Source organism: Microbacterium sp. SWDP-B6, from assembly GCF_059803615.1.
Map to the genome: position 1 here is coordinate 1 of NZ_JAPFGV010000008.1, position 22,167 is coordinate 22,167.

Here is a 22,167-nt window from a genome sequence, read left to right on the forward strand (position 1 = left end):
GCCGGTGGCCCCCCCCGCGAGGTTCGAGGATTCTTTCGTCTGGCTCATGGGAATTCCCGAACCTCTCCGTCGCTTGATGTGGGCAGGGTCAGCGGGACTCAGCCCGCGTCGACCTGCGCCTGGATCTCGGCCAGGACGTCCTGGGCCGGCTTCGACTGCAGCTGGCCGAACAGCGCCTTGAAGGCTCCGTCGGTCGCCGACCACTTCGGGTTCGTCGACGGGTAGAACTGCGCGTCGGGCAGCACGTCGAGGAAGGGCTTGAGCGCCTCCTCGCCGGCGAGCTGCTCGGCACCCGACTTGGTGACGGGCAGGAAGCCCTCGGCCTGCACCCACGGCACGTACACGTCGGCCGAGTAGTAGTAGTCGAAGAAGGCGGTGATCGCCTCCTGCTTGTCGCCGTCGTTCTGGAACGCCATCAGCTGGTCCATGACGCCGAGCGTGAACGGGGAGCCGTCTTCGGTCGGGATCGGGACGATCGAGTAGTCGAGCTCGGGGTTGCCCTCTTCGATCTGGCCCACTGTCGGCGGCAGGCCGACCTGCATGCCGATCTTGCCCTGGATGAAGATGTCCATCAGGGGCGAGCGCTGCGTCGAACCGGGGTCTGCCTGAGTGGCGCCCGCGTCGATCATCTTCTTGATCTGCTCGGCACCTGCGAGGTTCTCGGGGGTGTCGATCGTGATCTCAGAGGCATCGCCGAACGATCCGCCGCCGCCCCACAGCCACACGGCCGCTTCGGCCTGGGCCTCTTCGGAACCGAGCGGCATGCCGTAACCGGCCACGCCGCCGCCGAGTGCCGACACCTTGGTCGCGGCATCGAGCAGCTCGTCCCAGGTGGTCGGAGCCTCGACGCCCGCCTGCTCGAGCAGCGCGTTGTTGACGAACAGGGCGCGGGCCGATGCGATCAGCGGCAGGGCGTAGGCGGTGCCGTCGACCTCGGCGTTCGCGAGGAACGCGTCCTGGAAGTCGGAGTAGGTCTCCTCCGAGACCACGTCCTCGACCGGGTAGAGCAGCTCGTCGCCGACGAATCCGGCGAAGGGTCCGCCGTTGTAGATGTCGGGCGCCTCGCCGGCCTGGATCTTGGTGGAGACGACCTTCTCGAGGTTGTCCCACGACTGCACCTCGAGGTCGACCTTGATGTCGGGGTTCTCCTTCTCGAACCCGTCGATCACGTCTTCCCACAGACCCTTGGTGGCGTCGGAGTAGCTGGGCACCAGAAGGTTGAGCGTCGTCTCGCCCTCGGCGTCTCCGCCGCCTCCTGTCGAGCCGCCGAACCCGCACGAAGCGAGCGTGAGCGTGGCGGTCGCCGCCAGGGCGACGGCACCGAATCGCAGTGACTTCTTCATGTGTATTGCATTCCTCACTGTGTAGGTGGTGCACAGTCGCAAGCACAACTCACGCGACGGTGCGTGTGATCGCCTTCGCCGGTGGCTGGGCGATCGGTTCAAGCCGGGTCGGCTCGAGGAACCCTCCGCGGACCGGATCTGCGGAGGGGCGGTGGAACTTGTTCGATTATTTGTCAGGAGAATAAACAAATCAAGAGGAACCTTGCAGGATTTCCTCGTGTCGAAATACTATGATCGAATCAGCACTTAAACGATCACAAACTTGCAACATCTGGTCCGGAGGGCCCGACATGACCGAACTTCTGCCCGGCGCACACATGCGCGAAGAACTGAACTCGCAGCCCGAGACGTGGACCCGCGCGGTCGAACTCCGCGACATGCAGGCGCTGCTGCCGGCATCCGGAGCCCGCATCGCGGTCGTCGGCTGCGGAACGTCGTGGTTCATGGCGCAGTCCTATGCGTTCCTGCGCGAGACCGCCGGGCAGGGTGAGACCGACGCGTTCGCGGCCTCCGAGTCGTTCGTCGACCGCGGCTACGACGCCGTCGTCGCGCTGACGCGCTCGGGCACGACGACCGAAGTTCTCGAACTGGTCGAGCGCATCAAGGGCCGAGTGCCCACGATCGGCGTGATCGGCGACGAGACCTCGCCGCTCGTCTCGCTGGTGGACGAAGCGGTGCTGCTGCCGTTCGCCGATGAGAAGTCGGTCGTGCAGACGCGCTTCGCGACCACCGCTCTGGCGCTGTTCCGCGCCTCGCTCGGTGAAGACCTCACGGGTGCGATCGACGATGCCGCCGCCGTGCTCGCGGCAGAGGACGACGACGAGCTGCGCGATGCCGAGCAGTACTCGTTCCTCGGCCGCGGGTGGACCGTCGGTCTCGCACACGAGGCCGCTCTGAAGATGCGCGAGTCGTCGCAGTCGTGGACCGAGTCCTACCCGTCGATGGAGTACCGCCACGGTCCGATCGCGATCGCCGCACCCGGCCGCGTGACCTGGCAGTTCGGCGAGGCGCCCGAGGGTCTGGCCGCGCAGGTCGAGGCCACGGGGGCGCGTTTCGTGCAGCATCCGATCGACCCGCTCGCCGACCTCGTGCGCCTGCACCGCGTCGCCCTCGACCGCGCTGTCGCCAAGGGTCTCGACCCCGATCAGCCTCGCAACCTCACGCGATCCGTCATCCTGGATGCATGACCCGATCCACCCGCGGAGAGTTCGATGACCAGCCCTGAGGATGCCGCGAGCATCGTCGACGACGTGAGCGACGCGTCCGGCGAGAAGCTCGCCGCCGCACGTCCTCTGGGCAGCGGCGCTCCGGTGCTGGCCTTCGACGTGGGCGGCACCGACATCAAATCGGCGCTGTTCGACGCAGACGGCACGGCGCTCGGCCTTCGTCGCACGCCGACCCCCGTGGCCGACGGCGACCGCACCGAGGTGCTGATCGAGCGACTCGGGGTGCTCGCCGCCGAGCTGCGGGCAGACCACCCGGACGTCATTCCGCAGGCCGCAGGGCTCGTGGTGCCGGGGATCGTCGACGCGGAGGCCGGGCTCGGCGTCTTCGCGAGCAACCTCGGCTGGCACGATTCTCCGCTGCGCGATCTCGCCTCGGCGAAGCTCGGCCTGCCCGTCGCCTTCGATCACGACGTGCGGGCGGCGAGCTGGGCCGAGCATCGTCTCGGTGGAGCGCGCGCGTACTCGAACTCGGTGGTGCTCGTGATCGGCACCGGCATCGCGGGTGCATTGCTCGTGGGCGGAGAGCCCTACACCGCGGGCGGCTATGCGGGTGAGATCGGCCACTCGCCGATCGCCGATGGACCGGTGTGCGCGTGCGGTGCGAGGGGCTGCCTCGAGGCGGTCGCGTCGGCAGGTGCCATCGCTCGTCGCTACCGCGATGCGACCGGCATCAGCCCCGATGGCGCGAAGGACGTGATCGCCCGTGCCGCGGCCGGCGACCGCGTCGCATCCGAGATCTGGAACTCGGCGCTCGACGCCCTCACCCTGTCGCTCGCCCAGCTCACCGCCGTCGTCGCCCCCGAGGCCATCGTGATCGGCGGCGGGCTCTCGCGCGCCGGTGGGGCGCTCTTCGACGAGCTGCGTGCCCGGCTCGCCGAACGCCTGAGCTTCCATCGACTTCCCGAGCTCGTACCGGCCGAGCTGTCGGGCAACGCCGGCATCCTGGGCGCGGCGCTGCGCGCGAGGGAGCTCGCATGATCCTCACCGTCACTCCGAACCCGGCCCTCGACCTCACCTGGCACGTCGACCGACTGACCCTCGGCGAGACGCACAGAGCGGATGCCGGCGCCGTGCGCGCCGGCGGCAAGGGCCTCAACGTCGCCAGGGTCGCGCACGCGCAGGGCGCCTCGGTGCTCGCGGTGTCGACGGCCGGAGGTCGCAGCGGCGTCGAGCTCGCCGCCGAGCTCGGTGCGAGTGGGGTGCGCCACCGGCTCGTGCCTGTGGTGGGACCGACTCGGCAGAGCATCGCCCTGGTCGACGAGGCGCTCGGAGACACGACGATCGTCAACGAACGGGGCGTGAACCCGTCCGATCCCGAGTGGGCGGCGCTGCTCGGCGAGGTCGTCGACGCCCTCCCCGGCGCACAGGTGCTGGTCATCTCGGGCAGCCTTCCGCCCGGGGCGCCTGAGACGCTCCTTCCGCTGCTCATCGGCACGGCGCGAGACGCGGGTGTGCCGGTGATCGTCGACACCTCGGGTCCGGCTCTTCTGCACGCGGCGGATGCCGGAGCATCCGTCCTCAAGCCCAACGCCGCCGAGCTCATCGAGGCGACCGGCATCACCGACCCGGTCGAGGGCGCACGCTCGCTGATCGAGCGGGGCGTCGATCTCGTGCTGCTGTCGCTCGGTGCCGACGGAATGCTCGCGGTCACGGCATCCGAGGTGCTGCACGCTCGTCTCGACGCTCCGCTCGCGGGCAACCCCACCGGCGCCGGTGATGCCGGAGTGGCCGCGTGCGCGGTGCTCTATGCCGACGGCATCCGTGATCCGGAGACGATCCTGCGCCGCGCGACCGCCTGGTCGGCTGCCGCCGTGCTCATGCCGCTCGCCGGCGAGATCTCCGACGACTGGCCGGCGCTCGAGCAGCGCCTGGTCGTCGCCCCCTATGACCCCATCGTTCGAGAGGACCCTCTGTGACCCTGGTCTCCGCCCGCGAACTGGTGACGGATGCCGCGGCACGCGGCACCGGCATCGGCGCGTTCAACGTGATCCACCTCGAGACGGCCGAGGGACTCGTGCGCGCCTCCGAGGCAGCGCGCCTGCCCGTGATCCTGCAGATCTCGCAGAACTGCGCCGACTATCACGGGGGTCTCGAGCCGATCGCGCTGGCGACTCTCGCGGTGGCGAGACGCGCGCAGACGCCGGTCGCGGTGCACCTCGATCACGCCGAGCGCCCCGAGCTCGTCGATGAGGCGATCGCCCTCGGATTCGGCTCGGTCATGTTCGACGGCGGCGCGCTGCCCTACGACGACAACGTGGCCATCACCGCGGCCGTCGCCGAGCGGGCGCATGCTGCGGGCGTCTACATCGAGGGCGAGCTGGGCGAGGTCGGCGGCAAGGACGGAGCCCACGCACCCGGTGTGCGCACCGACCCCGATGAGGCCCGCGCATTCGTGGCGGCGACCGGCGTCGACGCGCTCGCCGTGGCGGTCGGTTCGTCGCATGCGATGACCGATCGCACGGCATCCCTCGACCTCGAGCTGATCGGACGACTGCGCGAGGCGCTCGAGCGCAGCGGTCGTGACGAGCAGGCCGTGCCCCTCGTGCTGCACGGATCCTCGGGCGTCGCGGATGCCGTGATCGCCGACGCCGTGCGCGCGGGCATGACCAAGATCAACGTCTCGACGCATCTGAACGGCTTCTTCACCCGGGCGATCCGCTCGACGCTCGACACCGATGAGAAGCTCGTCGACTCGCGCAAGTACCTCTCGCCCGCGCGCGAGGCGCTCGCAGGCGAAGCCGCGCGGATGCTGCGGCTGTTCGCGCTCGAGTCCGCCGGAGTTGCGGGGCGACCCGCGTGAACACGGGCAGGATGGTGACATGAAGCGCGCCGCCCGCCTGAATGCGATCCTCGACCTGCTGGCCGAGGACGGCGAGGTGAACGTCGACGAGCTCGTCGAGCGCTTCGGCGCCTCGGCCGCCACCACCCGTCGCGATCTCGACTCGCTCGCCGAGCAGCGTCTGCTCACCCGCACGCACGGCGGGGCTGTCGCGCACTCGGTCGCCTACGAGCTGCCGATCCGCTACAAGAGCCACCAGCGCGCGCACGAGAAGGAGAGCATCGCCCTGGCGGCCGCCGCGCTCGTCGCACCGGGCATGGTCGTCGGGTTATCGGGCGGAACCACGACCACGGCCATCGCCGCAGCGCTCGCCGCTCGCGACGATCTCGCGGCGGGGCCCGGCATCACCGTCGTCACCAATGCCGTGAACATCGCCGCCCAGCTCGCGACCCGGCCTGACATCAAGGTCGTCGTCACCGGCGGGGTGATCCACTCGCGCAGCTATGAGCTGGTGGGCCCGTTCGTCGAGCAGCTGCTGAGGGGGGTGCGGCTCGACATCGCCTTCATCGGGGTCAACGGCATGGATGCGGTGGCCGGAGCCACCACGCAGGACGAGCGCGAAGCCGCGGTGAACCGCATGATGGCCGAGCGAGCCCGCCGCGCCGTGGTCGTCACCGACAGCAGCAAGATCGGCACGGTGGCGTTCGCGGCCGTCGGCGGCTCGGAGCTGTTCCCCGTTCTCCTGACCGACGACGGGGCGGATGCCGCGGCGCTCGCCGCGTTCCGCGATGCGGGCTACGAGGTCCTGACGGCCTGACCTGCCGATCAGTCCTCGGACCGCACCAGCTCGCCGGTCGGTCCATCCGTGGGCCCGAAGAGCGCGAGCGTGTCGCCGCGCATCGTCGCCCCGTCGGACAGTGCGAGCCACGGCACGACGCCCTCGGGGCAGCCGGCTTCCGTATGCCCCCCGAACTCGAGGTGGATGGTTCCACCGTCCGGGCCGCTCCAGACCCCGGTGTGCGCGTTGCAGCCGTCGAAGCCGACCAACGACCCATCTGCATTCAGAGTCAGGTTCACGTCCGGACCCTCCGCCGCGGCCCATTCGCCCACCACCGCCGCACCCGGTGAGGGTGTCGGGTCAGCGGCCGTGGGGCTCGGCGTCACGGAACCCTGCCCCTGGTCCGTGCAGCCCACGGACACCGCGGCGCAGATGAACGCCACTGCGACGACTGCAAGCACTCGTTTCGACCTCATCACGACCAGCTCTCCGCACGCCGGGGCACCCTGACGTCGGTGCCGAATGTGCCTGTGATCTTGGCACGCGGACACGAGCCTGACAAGCCGAGAACCGTGCGGACTCCTGGTGGGGGTGCCGCGACCCCTCTCGCGGCACCCCCGGAGTAGATGGTGACCTGTCGTTCCCTCACACTCCCCAGTGCACGAGGGTTTCCCCAGTTCGACTGCGCCTCCCTCGCGCTTCGTTTCCGAAGCCCTTCGCCGGCACCTTCTAGAGATAAGGAGCGGGCCACCGATGTTCTGATACATCGAGTGGAGAAAAGATTCAGAGACCGCTTCCGTGGCACTGGAACGGTGCACGGAGTCCGGTGGATTCGGCTGCGGCCGCCAGCGCGACGGCCGGGGGCGCACCGGCCGCCAACTCGACGTGCACGGCGCCGAGCAGCTCGCAGGCGATGTCGTCTGCCACCACCACCGGTGCGGCGATGACGCAGCCGGTGCCGGCGTGCAGCCAGACCCTCGTCATGCCCAATGCCTCCTCGCCCCAGCGCACCGACGAGCGGCCCAGCTCGCAGGCCGAGAGCACCACGGTGGCCGGCGCCCGCGAGATCAGGTCGACGTCGTAGCCGAACAGTGTGCCGTCGTGGAGCTCGAACCCCGAGAACAGCGGGTTGTCGACCGCGTGACGACCGTGGGCGGCGATGTGCAGCACGTCGACCTGCTCGGCGAGCTCGGTGACGGCCGACACCCGCGCGCGCTCACCGGTCAGCATCCGCGCGTCGCGCCACGCTCCGGCGGCGCGGCGCACCTCCTCTTCGGCGCGCGCGACCCGAGGGCCGGTCGCGAACCCTGCCGTCGGGGCCGGTGTGGAGGCCCCGTCCGTGCGTGAAGGCGCCATCTGCGAGGCGTCCGCCAGGCGAGATGTCGACGTGGAATCGGGACGTCGAGGCGACTCGCCGAGCCAGCGCGACACCGAGGTCGCGATCGTGAACGGCGTTCCGCGCATGCCGGGGAGCATCGCCCAGGGGATGCCGCCGAGGATGCCGGGAACCGTCAGCGTGAGACGGGCAGCCCCTCCCGCCGCCGCGCGGGCAGGCGCGAGGAGGGCCTCGTCGAGTCGGCGCAGCCTCTCGTCGAGAGACCGCTGAACGACCGGCGCCATCGGCCCGCCATGGGTGAGCGCTGCGACGTCGAGGTCGGCGCGGAGACCGTCGAGCGCAGCCTCGATGCGCGGCAGCGACAGCTCGACGATCGACGACGCGGATGCCGTCACCACGACGCAGAGCAGTTCGTCACGAGTGAAGACGTACGCGAGGATCGCCGTGTCATCGTCGAGCCGGGCCCTGGTCTCGCGCAGCCCGAGGCGTTCGTGGCTTCCGCCGACTCCGGTCGACGACCACTGCCGGTCGCGAACCCGATCCCGCAGCTCGCGCACCCGGGCATCGGTCGTCCAGTCCGACCCCGCGAGGTCGGCGCGCAGCATGCGCAGTTCGGCCAGGTCGGCCGACAGCTCCTCGTCGTGCGGTGGGCGAACGGGAGCGACCTGCTGGCTCAGATGCCTGGCGCGCTCCGACCACTCGAACAGCACCTCGGGGTCGCGTGATCGTGCGGCGGCGGCGAGTCCGGTGAACATCAGCTCGGTGCCGTGCATCGCGACGGACGCCTGCAGGTCGAGCGCGCCGAACGACTGCTGCCACGCGGTGAGCAGATCGAGGCCGGCGGCGGCGGCACGGCGGGCATCGGCATCCTTGCCTGCATACGCCGCGCGCACCGCACGGACCTCGTGCTCGCGCAGGCGCAGGGGAGTCGGGGCATCGCGGGTGAGTCGTGGCAGTCGCCCTCCGTCAGCGAGGCGTGCCGTGAGAGACAGGGCAGTGGCCTCGGTGCGGAATCCCCCGCGGGCGAGCGCTGCGGCGGTGCGCGCGAAGTCCTCGCCATTCGGCGTGGCCTTCGGGTGAGCGAGCAGTCGGGCTTCCAGTCGCACCGCCTCGGCACGCGCTGCCCAGCTCTCGCTTCCCAGCGCGGCGAAGCGGCGGGATGCGGTCGCGGCGGCACGCTCGGCAGAGGCGGCGTCGTGCCGCAGCAGCGACCGGGCGAGGTGGAACTCGGCCTCGCCGCGGGCCTGTCGCATCCGCTGTGCTCCGAACCGCACCGCGACCGTGCCGAGCAGCTCCTCGGCCTCTGTGGTGAGTCCGGCGTCGCGCAGCACCTCGGCGCGGTCGAGGTCGCTGATCGCTGCGGCGAGGTCGCTCGTGGCCGCGAGGATCGGCCGCGATCGGGTCATCAGCCCGAGCGCTGTGACGAGGTCGCCTCCGAGCAGCGCGGCGTAGCCGAGGTTGTGGCGGGCTTCGGCGAGCGGTGCGTCTGCCCCGTGGGCCTCATAGGCGGCGATGGCTCGCTGCAGGTCGGCCGAGCAGTCGTCGAGTCGGTGCCGCTGCATGCTGACGATCGACCGGCTCATCAGGCAGTTCGCGCTCTCGATCGAGCCCTCGTCGAGGCCGTCGATCGCCTTCGTGAGAAAGAGGTCGGCCTCATCGAGGCGTCCGCCGTGCATGAGCAGGGTGCCCAACTGCCCGTTCGCGAGGGCGACAGTCTCTTCGCTCAGCCCCGGTCGAGACAGCGCTGCGCGCGACAGGCGCTCGGCCTCCGCGGGCTGCCCCGTCTGAGCGAGGACGTAGGCCATGGTCCCGTCGATGCGCGCGCGCAGATCGGCGTCGTCGGTGCGCGCGGACGCGGTCGTCAGCGCACGCCGCGCCTGCGCGAACCGTCGGGAGTTGGCTGCGTCGACGCCGCGCTGATGCAGCTCGGCAGCAGACAGTGGCACTTCACCAGAATGGCGGTATGTCGCGTCTCAGGGAAGGCTTGCGGCCGCATCCGGCTTTCTGAGTCCGGATGGCTGGCCTGGGCGGGTGGCCGACCTGGGCCGGGTGGCTGGCCGATGCACGGATGGCCGCCGAACCGGCCCTGTGCGGGCAGCCATCCGGGGGATCCTCAGCCGAACTGCCCGGCTACCCGCCCGTCACCGGCGACGGCAGCGTCTTCAGCACCGCGGCTACGGCCTTGGCCGCGGCATCCGCAGTGACGCCCTGCGCGGGCACCGAGCCGAGCTGAGCGGCGACGCGCCCTGCGACGTACGGCGCCGCGAACGACGTGCCGCTCCAGATCGAGAAGCCCCCGCGGTAGTCGTCGGGGTCGATCGTCTCTCGGCGCAGGCCGTCGACATCCGCCCTGGTGGTCGCCTGCTCGCCACCGACGAAGGCGGGTGACGTGCTGACCACGGCGGCCCCGGGCGCGTACACCTGCACCCACGGGCCGACGTTCGAGAACAGCGCGACCGACCTGCCCGACGGGTTGAGGGCTCCGACCGACACGTGCGGGGCGTCCTTGTCGCGAGGGATGCCGTTGTCGGCTCCGGGCCACGGCCAGAGGGAGGCCGGGAACGACGGCCGGTCGATGGCGTCGTTGCCCGCCGAGCAGACCACCACGCACCCGAGCTCCCGCGCCTTCGTCAACAGGGCGTGCAGCGTCCTGCTGAAGAGGCCATCCGTCGGCGTCTCGTGGTAATACCCGAGGGACAGGTTGAGGACGTCGATCGGATGCCCCGTCGAGGGGTCCTCGCGGTGCCGCCGCAGCAGTTCGACGACCTGGGCGACCGTGGTCAGGAAGGTGCTCTCGTCGATCACGCCGAGCGCGCCGGCCATGCGGATCGAGAGGATGTCGGCATCCGGTGCCGTCTGGCGGATGATTCCCGCGATGAACGTGCCGTGCCCGGCGACCGCGTCGATCTCGCCGTCGAGCTGCCCGTAGAGGTCGGGATAGCGCTCGGGGTCGGCATCGTCGGTGAGGCCGATCGGCACGCCGTCGATCTCGAGGTGCCGGGTGACGATGTCGTCCGGCAGCCAGTCGTGCACTCCGCATCCGGTGTCGAGCACCGCCACCACGGGGCGGCGGCCGCGCTTCGGGGCGGCGGTGCGTCGCGGTGCCGGCCCGAGCCAGGTCACCGGTTGGCGCGCGCCGCGCCCCGGCTCGAGGTAGTCGTCGCTGCCGCCGGCGCCTCCGCCCGCGCCGCGCACCGGGTTGGTGCGGCTGAACGGGTTGGTGCGGCTGAAGGGATTCGTGCGGCTGAACGGATTGAGGCCGACAGGGTCGATCGACAGCACGTGCTCGAGGCTGGTCCTCGCCATCGGCGTGCCGGAGCTGCGGCGGGCGCGCTGCAGGACGCGCCAGGCGTCGGGCGGCACCGGAGACTCGCCGCGGGTCGGCTCATCGGGGGTGGTGAGGCGGGCGCGGACGAAGCCGGGCACCCCGGGAACCAGCGGACCGGCGGCGCGGACAGCATCCGGCGATTCGATCTCGAGGTTCCAGCCGAACGACCCGGCCGCTTCGCGCAGCTCGTGGATCTCCTGGTCGTATTCCTCCTGGCCGTTCTCCTGATCCTGCGTGATCAGCAGACGCTCCTGCAGGTAGGCCGTGGGAAACGCCCTGACGCCGTCGACGGGCTCGACCGACGGATCGAGTGCCGTGCCGCGTCTGATCGATCCCTCAGCTCTGTCCTGCCAGCTCCACCCCTTGGGCTGCTCCATCGTCGGTCCTCTCCTCGCGGGCGGACCCGCGTCCTGTGCGGGCGGACCCGCGTCCTGTGCGGGATCACCCGCAATGTGTGCGGGATGCCCCGCGTCCCGTGAGGAGGATCCTGCGAGGTGCGGGAGTCGCCCAGCGGTGGTCTGCGCGGGTCACCCCGCATCGTGCGCGGGTCGCCCCGCGGTGGATCACAACTCGAACTGCGGGGTCGACACGATTCGTTCCTGATCGCCGACCGTGGTGCTGAGACGCACGAGAGTCAGTCCGTCCGGGACGTCGTCGAACACGAAGCGACCTGTGTCGTTGGCCGTCGTCGTGCGGATGCGCTCGCCCTGCGCGAGTTCGATCCCACCTGATGTCGAGTCGACCCAGCCGTCGACGCGGTGTGCGCCGGTCGCGGTGCGGGTGACGTGGAGCAGGATGCTGGTGGTGCCGTCGCTGAACTGCAGGGTCAAAGCGTCGGCGTCGCCGCGCACGGCACCGAGCGGTTCGTCGACGAGGGTGAGCAGCGCGTACTCCTCCGACAGGCCCTCGGCCGCGACGGCCGCGATCATGCGATCGATCAGGGCGGCGGGCATCGGGTCGACGTCGCGCCAGAGTGAACGCAGCTGCGCGAACAGCTCGGCATCTTCGTGGTTGTCGCCGCCGTTGGCGCCATCGTTCTCGCTCATGGGCCGCCCTCCGTTCGTGGTGTCGGTGCGTCGAGCAGGTCGCGCAGCTTCGCGAGGCAACGCTGGCGGGTGGGGCCGATGCTGCCGACCGGCATCGCGAGGTCGGCGGCGAGGCGGGCGTAGTCGGGTCGGTCCTCGAAGGCGATCACCCTCAGCAGGCGCTGGCACCGGTCGGCGAGGCGATGCACCGCAGCCCACAGCCGGCGATTCTCCTCTCCGACGGTGGCGTGATGCTCGGCCGACTGCTGCTCAGGAAGCAGCGCGTCGAGAGCATCCGACTCCGTGGTGTCGACCCTGTTGTGCGCTTTGCCGGCCCGCCAGGCCTCGCGGCGTGCGGTGGTGGTGAGCCAGGCTGAGACCGCCTTCGGATCGGTGATGGCGCGGTGCCCCCGAACCAGTTGCAGCCACGTCGTCTGGATGACGTCTTCGGCGAGGGTGCGCTCGAGTCCGTAGGCCCGCACGACATGCCAGAGCACAGGAGTCATCAGCCGCACGAGGTCGTCCATCGCGCGGCTGTCGCCGTCTCGCCAAGCGTCGAAGAACTCGGCGGCTCGCCTCCAGCGAGCCGCACCGTCGTCCGGTGCAGGATCGAGGCCGGCGCCGTCGGGTGCCCCGTCGATCATGAGTCCCATTGTGATCACACCAGTCAGGAGCACGGCAAGAGCCTGCTGATACATGGACTCGGTATTTTTTCCGAGGCGTTAGCGTGGGGAGGTGATCGCTCTCGCTGTCGTCCTGTTCCTCAACGCCGCCTTCAACGTGCTGGTGTGGCCCCGTTTCTACAAGCGCGTCGCGACGGACCCCCGGGCTCGGGATGCCGACGGCAAGGCCACGACGTTCTTGAAGGTGCATGCCGTGCTGATCGCGATCGCCCTGGTGCTCGCACTGATCTCGGTGATCGTCGGCATCGCGGGGCTCGCCGGAGCGCTCTGATGGTCAGCGCCCTGGTCAGCCCGAAGGCGGTCAGGAGCGGGTGACCGGCTGCTGGAGCTCGGTGATCCAGTCGGCCTGATCTTCGGATTCCGACCGCAGATAGACCTCTCGGCACGCACCGACGGCGGTGACGCCGCCGTTGCTGATCGCCTCGTTCAGCGCATGCCAGCTGTCGTCGATGGTCGCCATGGTGCCGAGGTGCGTGGTGGTGAACGCGGACTCGACGGCCGGCAGCTCGATGATGACGAGCCCGTCGACGGCGGGGCCGTCGTAGACGAAACCGACCGTGATGCGCACGCCGTGCTTGTTCATGTCGTACTCGGCGATCGGGAGCCCCGGCGTCGCCCCCGCATCACTCAGGGCGTCGGCGACCTGGTCGAACAGAGGGCCCACGACGGCCGCGACCTCGGGTTGCGACGCCACCGTCTCGGTCAGCGACGCGAGTCGGACGAACGGGAGGGGCTTCTCGGTGATCTCCAGAGCTGACATCGTCGTCTCCTCAGTTCGTGTGCGTGCCAGGGCGTATGCGCGTGCCGCCGATCCTACGCAGAGGCGCCGACATCGGCCAGCGTGGTGTGGCGGACCAGAAATGGTGGACGTAGGGTGAGGACGCCGGGGGCGCTGGCCCCGCGATGGAGCTGGGGGGCCTGATGCGAAGTGCGACGAGTGAGAATGGGGCGGGGCGCCGGGATTCTCGGGAGAGCCGAGGGCCGTTGCCCAATCGGACGCTGCTGTGGGGAGGGGCGCTGTTGCTCGCTGCCGCTCTGAGTCAGGCAGCCCATTTCGCGGTCTACCCGCTGTTGACCTGGCAGTATCGAGTCGCCTATCTTCCCGGTGCGCTCATACCGAGCCTCGTGCTTGCGGCTCTGATCGTGTTCGCGGTGGGGGTGCGCGGCGGCGGCAGCGTGGTAGGCAAGAGCATCGTGGGCAGGATCGCCCTGATCGGCTTCGGTATCTGCCACGCGTACGCCGGGTGGTTCGACTTTCTGCGGCTCCCACTCTCCGAACCTCTTGCGCACGGTTTGATCGTGGCGCCTGTCCTGGGCTCAGGGCTCCTGATCGTCTCCGTGATCGTCATCGCATGGCGGGGAGCTCTGCCCGGCCTGTGGCGCTATGTTCCGGCGCTCATCGCAGCGGCTCTCTTCGCACGGTTCTGGCACGCACTCACTGTCAGCCAAGACGTCATCACCTTCATCAGCATCGATGCTTCCGTGATCATCGCCCAGCTTCTGCTCGGGAGCCTGTCGCTGTTCCTTTCATTGCGTGTCGCGAAGCTCGAGAACTCCCGATCGTCGACGTGAACCACCGCGAGAGGCCGACGACGCGGCAGGCGGCGCGAACGTACGGCTCAGGCGTTCTCGTACTGCTTCGCGTGCTCGGCCCAGCGCGCCTCGACCGGCAGGGCGCGCAGCGCGCGGTTGCCGAGCGCGAGGGCGACGGCGACGATGCAGAGCGCCGCGCACACGAGGATCGTCCATTCGCGGCCGATCCAGGTGAGGCCGAAGCCCGCGATCAGCGGCGCGAGCGGCAGCGCGCCCATGCCGAGAACGCCCGCGGCACTGTTCGCCCGTCCGAGCAGCTGTGTCGGCGTCGCGACCATGAAGTAGCCCATCATCCCCGCGTTGAGAGCGGGAAGCAGCAGCACCGAGGCGCCGAGCACGACGACGATCGCCCACGGTTCGGTGACCATCGAGAGCAGGATCGAGCCGATCGCGCCCCCGGAGAGGCCCGCGATGGCGAGGACTCCCGTGCGGATGCGCGGCACGAGCATCGGGGCCACGATCGCCCCGACGAGCATGACCGCACCCACGCCAGCGCCCAGTGAGCCGATCAGGAGCTCGGAGTAGCCGGCCTGCTGGAGTGCGTACATGACAGTCGTGATCGCGGCGTTGAAGCCGAGGTTGATGATCGTGATGATCAGGAGCACGCCGCCCAGGTCGGGTCGGGAGAACAACCAGGCGAAGCCCTCGCGGAGCTCTGCCCATGCGCTGGTCTTGCCTCGCGCACCGGCATCCGATGCGGTGTCTGGGGGGAGGCCCAGACCGTCTGCCGGATCCACGGCGAGCCCCGCGGCGATACGCCCGTCGCTGTTCGGATGCTCTCCGGACGGCCGCTCGGCAGCTGCGTCGGCCTCCGCCCCCGTGTCGGTGATTCCGGCGCGGCGCGCCGCTCGCCGCAGCATCCATGCCGTCACCGCGGCGACGGCGTGGCAGAGAGTCATGACGGCGCCGACCAGCCAGCCGCCCACGCCGAGAAGCAGTCCGCCCAGAGGGCCGCCGGCCAGCTGCAGCGCGGCATCCCGCCCCTGGTTCGCCGCCTGAGCCCTGCCCATCGCGTCGTCGGGCACGATCTCCTTGATCGCGCTCTCGCCGGCGACGTCGAAGAGACCGCTGCGCGCGGCCAGCAGCACGTTCGCCGCGAGCAGGGTGCCGAAGGTGAGAGCATCGGCGAGAGCCAGCAGTGTGAAGGCCCCCGCCAGCAGGATGCCGATCAGAGAGCCGATGAGCATGAGGACGATGCGCCGGTGCCGATCGGCCAGGATGCCGCCGGCGAGCGTGAGGATCAGTCGCGCGACCATGCCCGCACCGCCGATGATGCCCGCTTGAGCGGGGTCATCGGTGACCACCAGGGCGAGCAGGGGGATCGCGAAGGCGAACAGCGTCGCCGCGAGACCCCTGCTCGTGTCGCTCACGAGCCAGGTCAGATACCGGGCGTTCCGCCAGAGCCGGTGTGGTGCGGTCACGGTCGTCGTCATGCTCTAGAGAGTAGTTCCGCAAGAAGACTTGCGCAACTACTCTTGCGCAATGACTCGTGCGAGTAGGATCTGAGCATGGGCGACGGCATTCACGGCGAAGATCCCGTATGGATGACGACGGCCATGCTCAAGGCCTACACGCATCCGCTGCGGCGAAGGATCCTTCGCCTGCTCGCCCGACGCCACCACATGCGCGCCGCCGACATCGCCGCCGAGCTCGACGTCGCCGCGAACAGCGTCAGCTTCCACCTGCGCACCCTCGCTGATGCGGGCCTCATCGTCGAGGCTCCGGAGCACGCGCGAGATCGTCGAGACCGCGTCTGGGCGCCGGTGAAGGGTGCGATGAGCGTGGGCGACCCCGACCACCCGGTGGCCGACGAGGAGCTCGGCGACGCCGTCGTGCGAGCCGTGGCCACCGAGCACCAGGACCTTCTCCAGCGTGTGATCGCGTGGTCGCCCGAGTACTACGGAGGTCGAGCCTCGGGCATCCACGCCGTGTTCCAGCAGCGGACCACCCGGCTCACCGAGGCCGAGTTCACGGCGGTCATGGAGATCTTCGACAAGGCGGTGGCCGAGGCTGAAGCCGCGCATGACGATGACGATCCTGAAGGCCGCTTCTGGCAGATCGATCTCGTCGCCGCCGACGACACGATCTGACCGCTACGCGCCCTCCGGCTCCGTCGCGGCCTCGTCCTCCGCTGTCTCTTCCGGCTCCCGATGGCCGCTGAGGATGAGGATGCGGCGCAGCTGCATGGCCGCGAGCACGCCGGGGCCCATCGAGCGCCGCACATCGATCGTGCGGTCGTCGACGGTCGCGAGCAGCAGCCTGATCGCACGGGCCGCCTCCCCGCGAGCGCGGTGATCTGCGGGCGTGAGCGGATCCTGCTGCACGATGACCTCGGCGACGGCGTGGCACGCGGCCGAGAGCGGTTCGGGCAGCGCCGCATCCAGTTCGAGCGCGCCAGGGCGATCCCAGATGGTGTCGGCGACCTCGTCGGAGATGTCGCGGATCAGGTGGGCGATGCGATCGAGTCGCGCGAGTTCGGCGTGGATGTGCTGCGTCTCTCCGCGGCGCCCGGACGCACGTGGGTTGCCTCGCCGGCTGTCGTCGGCGTCAGACAGCGCGGTGCGAAGCTCTGACGTCGTGTCGGCGAGCGATGACGCATCGTCGGCCCACTTCTCGTTCTCCGGGGGCCAGGATTCCGAGACGGCCGATCCGATGTCGTGCAGGTGCTCGCTCAGCTGCGTGCGGAAGGCGTCGACCTTGGCCGCGGCGGCGAGAGTGAGCGGCGCGGGGGCGATCACCAGGTTCACGATGAGGCCGACGATCACTCCGACCCCCATCTGCACGAGGTAGCCGAGCGAGTACTCGTCGGCGTTCTGGCCGCCGACGATCAGCACGAACAGCGCGGCCATCGGCACGTACTCTCGGCCGACGCCGAACCAGCCGGTGCCCGAGACCAGCACGCCGACGCCGACCACGGCCGGGATCGACCACCACGTCGGCCCTACGGTCAACACGACGATCGCGGCGAGTCCGATGCCGGTGGCGAGTCCGAGCAGGGTCTGCAGGCCCGATCGCACCGATCCCATCAGCGTCGGATACATGCTGACCAGCGCGCCGAGCGGCGCGTAGTACGGGTACTCGTCGGTGACTCCGGGCGTGTGAGGGGCGATCAGCCACGCGAGTCCGACCGCCAGTGCGGTCTTGGTGACGAGCAGCAGCCGGGCGGGGTCGACCGCCTCGCGCAGCGAGCGCACGATGCCAGGGCGGCGCGCGCGCACTCGTGTTCTGATGTTCGTCACGGCATCCTCTCGTCATCCTCCCCGAAGGGATGACGCTAGCCGTTCGGCATCCGTCCTCGCACCTGGTTGCATCTGGCGGTGAGGGCGGGTATCGGTCGGAACGCGACGACGCCGGCCGCCCCATGAGGAGCGACCGGCGCCGAGTGATCAAAGGGTGATCAGGGGATGGCCCTGCGGAAGGCGAGGAACGATATGCCCGCGAGCACCGCGGTCGCGACGAGGCCCCACAGTGCGAGTCCGAGCGCGCCGGCGTCGAGGATCCCCCGCCACACCTCATCCCACAGCTCGAGTCTCGTCGCGAGGAAGGCGAGCCCCACGAGGACGAGGCCCAGGCCGACGCTCGCGATGGTGAGAACGGTGGGTCCCCAGCTCTTGTAGATCGTCGCCCCGGTGAACCCGACGACGAACAGGAAGAGGGCGAGGGTGAAGTACACGGTGAACGCCCCCAGCGGACCCGCCTCCCAGAGCCACGGCAGGTAGAACACGTAGCCGTTGATGCCGTATCCGTTCGTCAGCGTCTCGATGCCCCCGCCGATCAGGAACACGATCCCCAGGAACGCGCTGCCCAGGATCGCCGTGAGCATGGTCCCGAAGAAGAAGTCGCGCCGGGTGATGCTCATCGCCTGCGAGAACGGGAAGGTCAGTGTCATCGCCGAGAGGCCGATGGCGAAGAAGTACCAGAGCGGAGCCTGGCCGCCGCCGCCGTACTTCGGGCCCTCGGTCGGGATCATCGCGTAGATGAGTATCGAGATGACCACCGCGGAGCCGAGGATGATCAGCGGCACCCAGATGAACGTCTGGCGGTTGATCAGCTGCAGGCGGATGACGTTGAGTGTGCGTCGCATCAGCGGGCCTCCTCTTTCGCGGCTGAGGCTCTGGTGGCAGTGCCCGCCTCGGCCTTCTGGGTGAGACGCACGATCAGCTGCTGCAGCGACACCGGAGCGAGATCGAGACCGGATGCCGTGACCTCGGCGCGGTCGGCGGCAGACAGCGCCCCGAGCACGGTGACGGAGGCGACTCGGCCGAGGGACTCCCGGTGCAGAACCTCGCGGCCGGATGCCCAGGCGTCGACCTTGGCGGCGTCGCCGACCACGGTGACGGCGCGGTCGCGCACGGCATCCGTGTCTTCGTCGAGCAGGATCTGCCCGTTGTCGATCACGATGACCTTCTCGATGAGGTTCGACACCTCGTCGATCAGGTGCGACGAGAGGACGATGGTTCGAGGGTGCTCGGCGTAGTCCTCGAGCAGGCGGTCGTAGAAGATCTGTCTGGCGACCGCGTCGAGACCCAGGTAGGGCTCGTCGAAGAAGGTCAGCTCGGCGCGCGAGGCGAGACCGATGATGACCCCGACGGCCGAGAGCTGGCCGCGCGAGAGCTTCTTGATCGTCTGCTTCATCGGCAGCTGGAACTGCTCGATGAGCTCGTCGGCGAGTTCCTGGCTCCAGTTGCGGAAGAACAGGCTCGCAGCCTTGAACGCGTGACGCGGGTATGCGTCGTCGGGGTACTTCTGGCTCTCGCGCACGAAGCAGATGCGGTTGAGGACGTGCGTGTTCTCGTAGGGGTGCTCGCCGAAGACGCGCACGGTGCCCGACGACTCGAAGTTCTGCGCGGTCAGGATCGACATGAGCGTGGTCTTGCCCGCCCCGTTGCGGCCGAGCAGTCCATAGATCGCGCCGCCCTCGAGGGTGAGCGACACGTTGTCGAGTGCGTTCTTCTCCTTGTAGTGCTTCGTGAGGTTCTGCACCTCGATGACGGCGGTCATGCGGGGGTCTTCCCTTCTGTCTGGGGTGTCTGCGATGTCTGGGCTGCCTGCGCTGCCCGCTCGCGGAGCAGGGCGGCGAGGTCTTCGGCGCCGAGCCCCAGCGTGCGGGCCTCGGCGAGGAGCGGGTCGATGTAGCGGTCGGCGAATGCGGCGCGGCGCTCGCCGAGGAGCAGATCCTTCGCTCCGGCGGCGACGAACATGCCGATGCCGCGGCGCTTGTACAGCACTCCCTTGTCGGTGAGCATGGCGACTCCCTTGGCTGCTGTCGCGGGGTTGATCCGGTAGAAGCCGGCGAGCTCGTTGGTCGAGGGCGCCTGCGATTCCTCCGAGAGTGAGCCGTCGAGGATCGAGTCCTCGATCTGCTCGGCGATCTGGAGGAAGAGCGGCTTGCCTTCTTCGATCACGAGTCCTCCGCTGTGGTTGATGGGTTAGTTACTCGACTAGGTAACCACTGAACCTCGATCGTGTCAACGGTCTCTTCCGCCTGCGGCGCGCCCGTGGTCAGAAAAGCACCCGAAGTCGCCGATTCGGGTGCGTTTTTGACCACGCCAGGGGCAGTGGGTGGGGGCGGGGAGGTCGCGCGGGGCAGTGGACGCGAACGGGGTCAGCCGCGGAGGTCGCGAGCGCGCAACGCGAAGACCGAGGCGACGACGAACACGATCGCGAGGCCCCAGGTGAGGGCGAGCCCGCCGAGGTCGACGCCCTCGGAGAGCGGCGGTCGCTGGTAGACCCATGCGTAGGGGGAGAGTGCGTTCAGCCACTCGAGGTCCTTCGACTGCTTCGCCAGCGCCTGCAGGATGTAGCCGAGCACGGCGATGCCCGCGCCGACCCCGGTCGCCCAGATGCGGCGACCGGTCGCGGCGCCGGCGAGCAGGGCGGCGGATGCCGTGAGGAACGCGAGACCCGTGAGCGCAGCGCTCGCTCCCACGATGTTGCGGTCGTCGATGCCGAGTTCGGAGGGGCCGTTCAGCGCCCAGACGACGAGGCCCGCGAAGGCGCCGAGCCACAGCAGCCTGACGAGCACGGCCAGAGCGGACTCGAGTGCATACTGACCGCGGCCGATGCCGTGCGCGAGATCGAGCTCTGCTCGTCCGCTCTCTTCGGCGCCGGCGATGGCCGCGGACCCCCAGATCACCGCCGCGATCGTCAGCAGCAGAAAGCCGATCAGGCCGAAGAACGTGCTCTGCGCGTATCCGGCACCCGTCGAGATCTGGTCGTATCCGAGCGTGTCGACGAGCTCCTTCGGCAGCGAAGAGATCATCGCCTCGAGCTGACCGTCGCCGCCGAGACTCGAATACAGCGGCAGATAGAGGAACAGCACGGCGGAGATGCCGATGGTCCACCCGAGGAGGCTGCGCCACGACTCGCGCAGGTTGCGTCGGAACACCGGCAGGATGCCGTTCATCGCCGGCCCTCCCTGCCGCGGCGGGCGCGTCTCGTCGGCGGCTCGTTCGTGGAGGCCGCCTCGCTCGTGGCAGCGCCGGCGTTCGCGGCAGAGGCGCCGTAGAGCCGCAGCACGGACTCCTCGAGGTCTGGTTCCTCCACGGTCAGGTCGCGCACCTCGAAGCGGGCGAGCACCTTGATGAACGGATCGATCGCGCCGTCCACGGTGCCGGAGATGCTCAGGATGCCGTCGGAGTCATGCACCTCGACTCCGCCGAGACCGGGCACGCGATCGAAGTCGGCGCGGGCGGCCGCGGCATCCGTCGTCGAGATCTCGGCTCGCACGCGGCGGATCGATCCCAGGCGCAGCGAGGCGACATCGCCGTCGGCGACGACCCGCCCGTTCGCGAGCACGGCGACCTCGTCTGCGGTCTGCTGGATCTCGCTGAGCACGTGCGAACTCAGCAGCACGGTCTGCCCGGCACTCTTCGCCTCGCGGACCATCTGCAGGAACTCGCGCTGCACCAGCGGATCGAGGCCGCTGGTGGGCTCGTCGAGGATGAGCAGCTCGGGTCGGTGCATGAACGCCTGGATCAGCCCGACCTTCTGCTTGTTGCCCTTCGACAGGGTGCGCACGGGTCGCGACAGGTCGACCCCGAGCCGGTCGGCCAGCTCGCGGCCGGTGCGCAGCGTCGTCGCAGAATCGCGCTCGCCCGAGACCTGGGCGTAGAACGACAGCATCCGGTGTCCGCTCGATCGCCCTTCGAGGTGCAGCTCTCCCGGAACGTAGCCGATGCGCCGTCGCAGCGCGGCGCCGCCGTGGCGGGGGTCTTCACCGAGCACGCGCACCGAGCCTGATGACGGGCGGATGACGTCGACGAGTGTGCGCAGCGTCGTCGTCTTGCCGGCGCCGTTGGGGCCGATGAGTCCGAAGACGGTGCCTGGTCGCACGTGCAGGTCGAGCTCGTGCAGCGCGATGCGACTGCCGTAGCGCTTCTGCAGACGGTCGATCTCGATCGTGTCGGTCATGATGCGTCTCCTCCCGAGGTGTTCCCCTCAGCCGCGAGTGCGTCTCGCGCACCGTCGAGCAGCGCGGTCGTCGAATAGATGCCGTGGGTGAGCAGCTCCAGCGTCGGCAGCGTGGTGCGCAGGAGCCCAGCGGGGCTCAGCTGGTCCATTCCGAGGGTGCGGGCGATCTGGGCGCGCATCACGACGGGTCCGAGGCCGATCAGGGTCAGCAGCAGAGTCGTCATCTCGGGGTCGCTCATCGGTTCGAGCATCCCGGCGTCGCGCTGTTCGGCGAGCACGGCGCGGGTGTGGGAGAGGAAGCTGTCGAACAGTCGATCGGAAGCAGCCGAACCGTCGACGAGCATCCTCGCGAGGTAGTCGATGTAGGGGCCGTAGCGCTCGAGGTCGTTGAGGGCGGTGCGGATGCGGTCGCGGGTCGGCGCGACGATGAGGTCGTGCTCCTCGTCGATGAAGACGCCGACCACGTAGTCGTCGCACTCGCTGCGGAGGGCGTTCTTGTCGCCGAAGTGATGCACGATCAGAGCCGGGCTGACACCGGCCTCCCTGGCGATCGCGCGCAGGCTCGCGGCGTCGTAGCCGTCGCGGGCGAAGGCGGCGATGGCGGTGTCGCGGATGCGGGCGCGAGCCGTGATGTCGTCGGAGACTGAACGCATGTACAGCAGA

23 protein-coding genes are annotated in these 22,167 nt (G+C 69.6%); 8 read left to right on the forward strand and 15 right to left on the reverse strand.

The genetic code is table 11. The features are described 5' to 3' along the window. Nucleotides 1-98 precede the first annotated feature (98 nt). The gene (locus tag OPU70_RS11580; RefSeq protein WP_042541200.1) at nucleotides 99-1,343 is read right to left on the reverse strand and encodes an extracellular solute-binding protein; all 1,245 of its coding nucleotides are present in this window, start codon (nucleotides 1,341-1,343) and stop codon (nucleotides 99-101) included. A 290-nt stretch (nucleotides 1,344-1,633) separates the two neighbouring features. Between OPU70_RS11580 and OPU70_RS11585 the strand changes: the two genes are divergently transcribed. Genes OPU70_RS11585 through OPU70_RS11605 form a run of 5 tightly spaced genes read left to right on the forward strand, consistent with a single transcriptional unit; the run spans nucleotide 1,634 to nucleotide 6,165 of the window. Further along, on the forward strand, nucleotides 1,634-2,530 hold the full coding sequence (locus tag OPU70_RS11585; protein WP_498557833.1) for an SIS domain-containing protein: 897 nt from the start codon (nucleotides 1,634-1,636) through the stop codon (nucleotides 2,528-2,530). 24 nt (nucleotides 2,531-2,554) lie between these two features. Beyond that, nucleotides 2,555-3,547 (forward strand): ROK family protein, encoded by a 993-nt coding sequence (locus tag OPU70_RS11590; protein WP_079111945.1) that lies wholly within the window; start codon nucleotides 2,555-2,557, stop codon nucleotides 3,545-3,547. After that, nucleotides 3,544-4,485 carry a 1-phosphofructokinase family hexose kinase gene (locus OPU70_RS11595; protein WP_079111946.1) on the forward strand — a complete coding sequence of 314 codons (942 nt, stop codon included), beginning with the start codon at nucleotides 3,544-3,546 and terminating at the stop codon, nucleotides 4,483-4,485. Before OPU70_RS11590 ends, OPU70_RS11595 begins: the two co-directional genes overlap by 4 nt. Next, on the forward strand, nucleotides 4,482-5,369 hold the full coding sequence (locus tag OPU70_RS11600; protein WP_079111947.1) for a class II fructose-bisphosphate aldolase: 888 nt from the start codon (nucleotides 4,482-4,484) through the stop codon (nucleotides 5,367-5,369). Before OPU70_RS11595 ends, OPU70_RS11600 begins: the two co-directional genes overlap by 4 nt. Before the next feature lie 19 nt (nucleotides 5,370-5,388). Next, nucleotides 5,389-6,165, forward strand: a complete 777-nt coding sequence (locus OPU70_RS11605) for a DeoR/GlpR family DNA-binding transcription regulator (protein ID WP_079111948.1) — start codon at nucleotides 5,389-5,391, stop codon at nucleotides 6,163-6,165. An 8-nt stretch (nucleotides 6,166-6,173) separates the two neighbouring features. On the opposite strand, the gene OPU70_RS11610 is transcribed toward OPU70_RS11605, so the two are convergent. From OPU70_RS11610 to OPU70_RS11630, 5 genes are all read right to left on the reverse strand, one after another. Continuing rightward, entirely contained in the window at nucleotides 6,174-6,602 is a 429-nt protein-coding gene (locus OPU70_RS11610; RefSeq protein WP_153302113.1) for an META domain-containing protein, read from the reverse strand. 307 nt (nucleotides 6,603-6,909) lie between these two features. Beyond that, nucleotides 6,910-9,408 carry a CHAT domain-containing protein gene (locus tag OPU70_RS11615; protein WP_228385618.1) on the reverse strand — a complete coding sequence of 833 codons (2,499 nt, stop codon included), beginning with the start codon at nucleotides 9,406-9,408 and terminating at the stop codon, nucleotides 6,910-6,912. Nucleotides 9,409-9,592: 184 nt separating this feature from the next. Continuing rightward, complete coding sequence (locus tag OPU70_RS11620; RefSeq protein ID WP_498557834.1) at nucleotides 9,593-11,167, reverse strand: S8 family peptidase; 1,575 nt, start codon at nucleotides 11,165-11,167, stop codon at nucleotides 9,593-9,595. Nucleotides 11,168-11,353: 186 nt separating this feature from the next. Further along, entirely contained in the window at nucleotides 11,354-11,836 is a 483-nt protein-coding gene (locus OPU70_RS11625) for a hypothetical protein (RefSeq protein WP_042541211.1), read from the reverse strand. Beyond that, nucleotides 11,833-12,459 carry an RNA polymerase sigma factor gene (locus OPU70_RS11630; protein ID WP_231567584.1) on the reverse strand — a complete coding sequence of 209 codons (627 nt, stop codon included), beginning with the start codon at nucleotides 12,457-12,459 and terminating at the stop codon, nucleotides 11,833-11,835. The genes OPU70_RS11625 and OPU70_RS11630 overlap by 4 nt, the downstream gene beginning before the upstream one ends. A 91-nt stretch (nucleotides 12,460-12,550) precedes the next feature. Between OPU70_RS11630 and OPU70_RS11635 the strand changes: the two genes are divergently transcribed. Beyond that, on the forward strand, nucleotides 12,551-12,769 hold the full coding sequence (locus tag OPU70_RS11635; protein WP_042541213.1) for an SCO4848 family membrane protein: 219 nt from the start codon (nucleotides 12,551-12,553) through the stop codon (nucleotides 12,767-12,769). Nucleotides 12,770-12,799: 30 nt separating this feature from the next. Here the strand turns inward: OPU70_RS11635 and OPU70_RS11640 are convergent, their stop codons facing one another. Further along, on the reverse strand, nucleotides 12,800-13,258 hold the full coding sequence (locus tag OPU70_RS11640; protein ID WP_498557835.1) for a GyrI-like domain-containing protein: 459 nt from the start codon (nucleotides 13,256-13,258) through the stop codon (nucleotides 12,800-12,802). A gap of 224 nt (nucleotides 13,259-13,482) precedes the next feature. Between OPU70_RS11640 and OPU70_RS11645 the strand changes: the two genes are divergently transcribed. Then, nucleotides 13,483-14,070: a hypothetical protein gene (locus OPU70_RS11645; RefSeq protein WP_498557836.1), complete on the forward strand. Its 588-nt coding sequence runs from the start codon at nucleotides 13,483-13,485 to the stop codon at nucleotides 14,068-14,070. Between the two features lie 47 nt (nucleotides 14,071-14,117). On the opposite strand, the gene OPU70_RS11650 is transcribed toward OPU70_RS11645, so the two are convergent. Next, nucleotides 14,118-15,524, reverse strand: a complete 1,407-nt coding sequence (locus tag OPU70_RS11650; protein ID WP_498557837.1) for an MFS transporter — start codon at nucleotides 15,522-15,524, stop codon at nucleotides 14,118-14,120. 75 nt (nucleotides 15,525-15,599) lie between these two features. On the opposite strand from OPU70_RS11650, the gene OPU70_RS11655 reads away from it, so the two are divergent. After that, a complete protein-coding gene (locus OPU70_RS11655) occupies nucleotides 15,600-16,181 on the forward strand; it encodes a helix-turn-helix domain-containing protein (protein ID WP_498557838.1) in 582 nt (193 codons plus the stop codon). A 3-nt stretch (nucleotides 16,182-16,184) separates the two neighbouring features. On the opposite strand, the gene OPU70_RS11660 is transcribed toward OPU70_RS11655, so the two are convergent. The 7 genes from OPU70_RS11660 to OPU70_RS11690 form a co-directional block, all read right to left on the reverse strand. Next, on the reverse strand, nucleotides 16,185-17,330 hold the full coding sequence (locus OPU70_RS11660; RefSeq protein ID WP_498557839.1) for an FUSC family protein: 1,146 nt from the start codon (nucleotides 17,328-17,330) through the stop codon (nucleotides 16,185-16,187). 158 nt (nucleotides 17,331-17,488) lie between these two features. After that, entirely contained in the window at nucleotides 17,489-18,175 is a 687-nt protein-coding gene (locus OPU70_RS11665; RefSeq protein WP_498557840.1) for a hypothetical protein, read from the reverse strand. After that, entirely contained in the window at nucleotides 18,175-19,092 is a 918-nt protein-coding gene (locus OPU70_RS11670; RefSeq protein ID WP_498557841.1) for an ABC transporter ATP-binding protein, read from the reverse strand. The genes OPU70_RS11665 and OPU70_RS11670 overlap by 1 nt, the downstream gene beginning before the upstream one ends. After that, complete coding sequence (locus OPU70_RS11675) at nucleotides 19,089-19,496, reverse strand: GntR family transcriptional regulator (RefSeq protein WP_042541223.1); 408 nt, start codon at nucleotides 19,494-19,496, stop codon at nucleotides 19,089-19,091. Before OPU70_RS11675 ends, OPU70_RS11670 begins: the two co-directional genes overlap by 4 nt. 200 nt (nucleotides 19,497-19,696) lie before the next feature. Then, a complete protein-coding gene (locus OPU70_RS11680) occupies nucleotides 19,697-20,497 on the reverse strand; it encodes an ABC transporter permease subunit (protein ID WP_498557842.1) in 801 nt (266 codons plus the stop codon). After that, nucleotides 20,494-21,504, reverse strand: a complete 1,011-nt coding sequence (locus OPU70_RS11685) for an ABC transporter ATP-binding protein (protein ID WP_498557843.1) — start codon at nucleotides 21,502-21,504, stop codon at nucleotides 20,494-20,496. The genes OPU70_RS11680 and OPU70_RS11685 overlap by 4 nt, the downstream gene beginning before the upstream one ends. Beyond that, on the reverse strand, nucleotides 21,501-22,157 hold the full coding sequence (locus tag OPU70_RS11690; protein WP_052492974.1) for a TetR/AcrR family transcriptional regulator: 657 nt from the start codon (nucleotides 22,155-22,157) through the stop codon (nucleotides 21,501-21,503). Before OPU70_RS11690 ends, OPU70_RS11685 begins: the two co-directional genes overlap by 4 nt. Nucleotides 22,158-22,167: the final 10 nt, after the last annotated feature.

Excerpts from the sequence above, each read along its gene's own strand:
- OPU70_RS11605 (WP_079111948.1), top strand. The coding sequence starts at position 5,389 with ATGAAGCGCGCCGCCCGCCTGAATGCGATCCTCGACCTGCTGGCCGAG.
- OPU70_RS11610 (WP_153302113.1), bottom strand. The coding sequence starts at position 6,602 with ATGAGGTCGAAACGAGTGCTTGCAGTCGTCGCAGTGGCGTTCATCTGC.
- OPU70_RS11650 (WP_498557837.1), bottom strand. The coding sequence starts at position 15,524 with ATGACGACGACCGTGACCGCACCACACCGGCTCTGGCGGAACGCCCGG.
- OPU70_RS11685 (WP_498557843.1), bottom strand. The coding sequence starts at position 21,504 with ATGACCGACACGATCGAGATCGACCGTCTGCAGAAGCGCTACGGCAGT.
- OPU70_RS11680 (WP_498557842.1), bottom strand. The coding sequence starts at position 20,497 with ATGAACGGCATCCTGCCGGTGTTCCGACGCAACCTGCGCGAGTCGTGG.
- OPU70_RS11625 (WP_042541211.1), bottom strand. The coding sequence starts at position 11,836 with ATGAGCGAGAACGATGGCGCCAACGGCGGCGACAACCACGAAGATGCC.
- OPU70_RS11585 (WP_498557833.1), top strand. The coding sequence starts at position 1,634 with ATGACCGAACTTCTGCCCGGCGCACACATGCGCGAAGAACTGAACTCG.
- OPU70_RS11670 (WP_498557841.1), bottom strand. The coding sequence starts at position 19,092 with ATGACCGCCGTCATCGAGGTGCAGAACCTCACGAAGCACTACAAGGAG.
- OPU70_RS11590 (WP_079111945.1), top strand. The coding sequence starts at position 2,555 with ATGACCAGCCCTGAGGATGCCGCGAGCATCGTCGACGACGTGAGCGAC.
- OPU70_RS11630 (WP_231567584.1), bottom strand. The coding sequence starts at position 12,459 with ATGATCGACGGGGCACCCGACGGCGCCGGCCTCGATCCTGCACCGGAC.
- OPU70_RS11580 (WP_042541200.1), bottom strand. The coding sequence starts at position 1,343 with ATGAAGAAGTCACTGCGATTCGGTGCCGTCGCCCTGGCGGCGACCGCC.
- OPU70_RS11690 (WP_052492974.1), bottom strand. The coding sequence starts at position 22,157 with ATGCGTTCAGTCTCCGACGACATCACGGCTCGCGCCCGCATCCGCGAC.
- OPU70_RS11620 (WP_498557834.1), bottom strand. The coding sequence starts at position 11,167 with ATGGAGCAGCCCAAGGGGTGGAGCTGGCAGGACAGAGCTGAGGGATCG.
- OPU70_RS11655 (WP_498557838.1), top strand. The coding sequence starts at position 15,600 with ATGGGCGACGGCATTCACGGCGAAGATCCCGTATGGATGACGACGGCC.
- OPU70_RS11595 (WP_079111946.1), top strand. The coding sequence starts at position 3,544 with ATGATCCTCACCGTCACTCCGAACCCGGCCCTCGACCTCACCTGGCAC.
- OPU70_RS11665 (WP_498557840.1), bottom strand. The coding sequence starts at position 18,175 with ATGCGACGCACACTCAACGTCATCCGCCTGCAGCTGATCAACCGCCAG.
- OPU70_RS11640 (WP_498557835.1), bottom strand. The coding sequence starts at position 13,258 with ATGTCAGCTCTGGAGATCACCGAGAAGCCCCTCCCGTTCGTCCGACTC.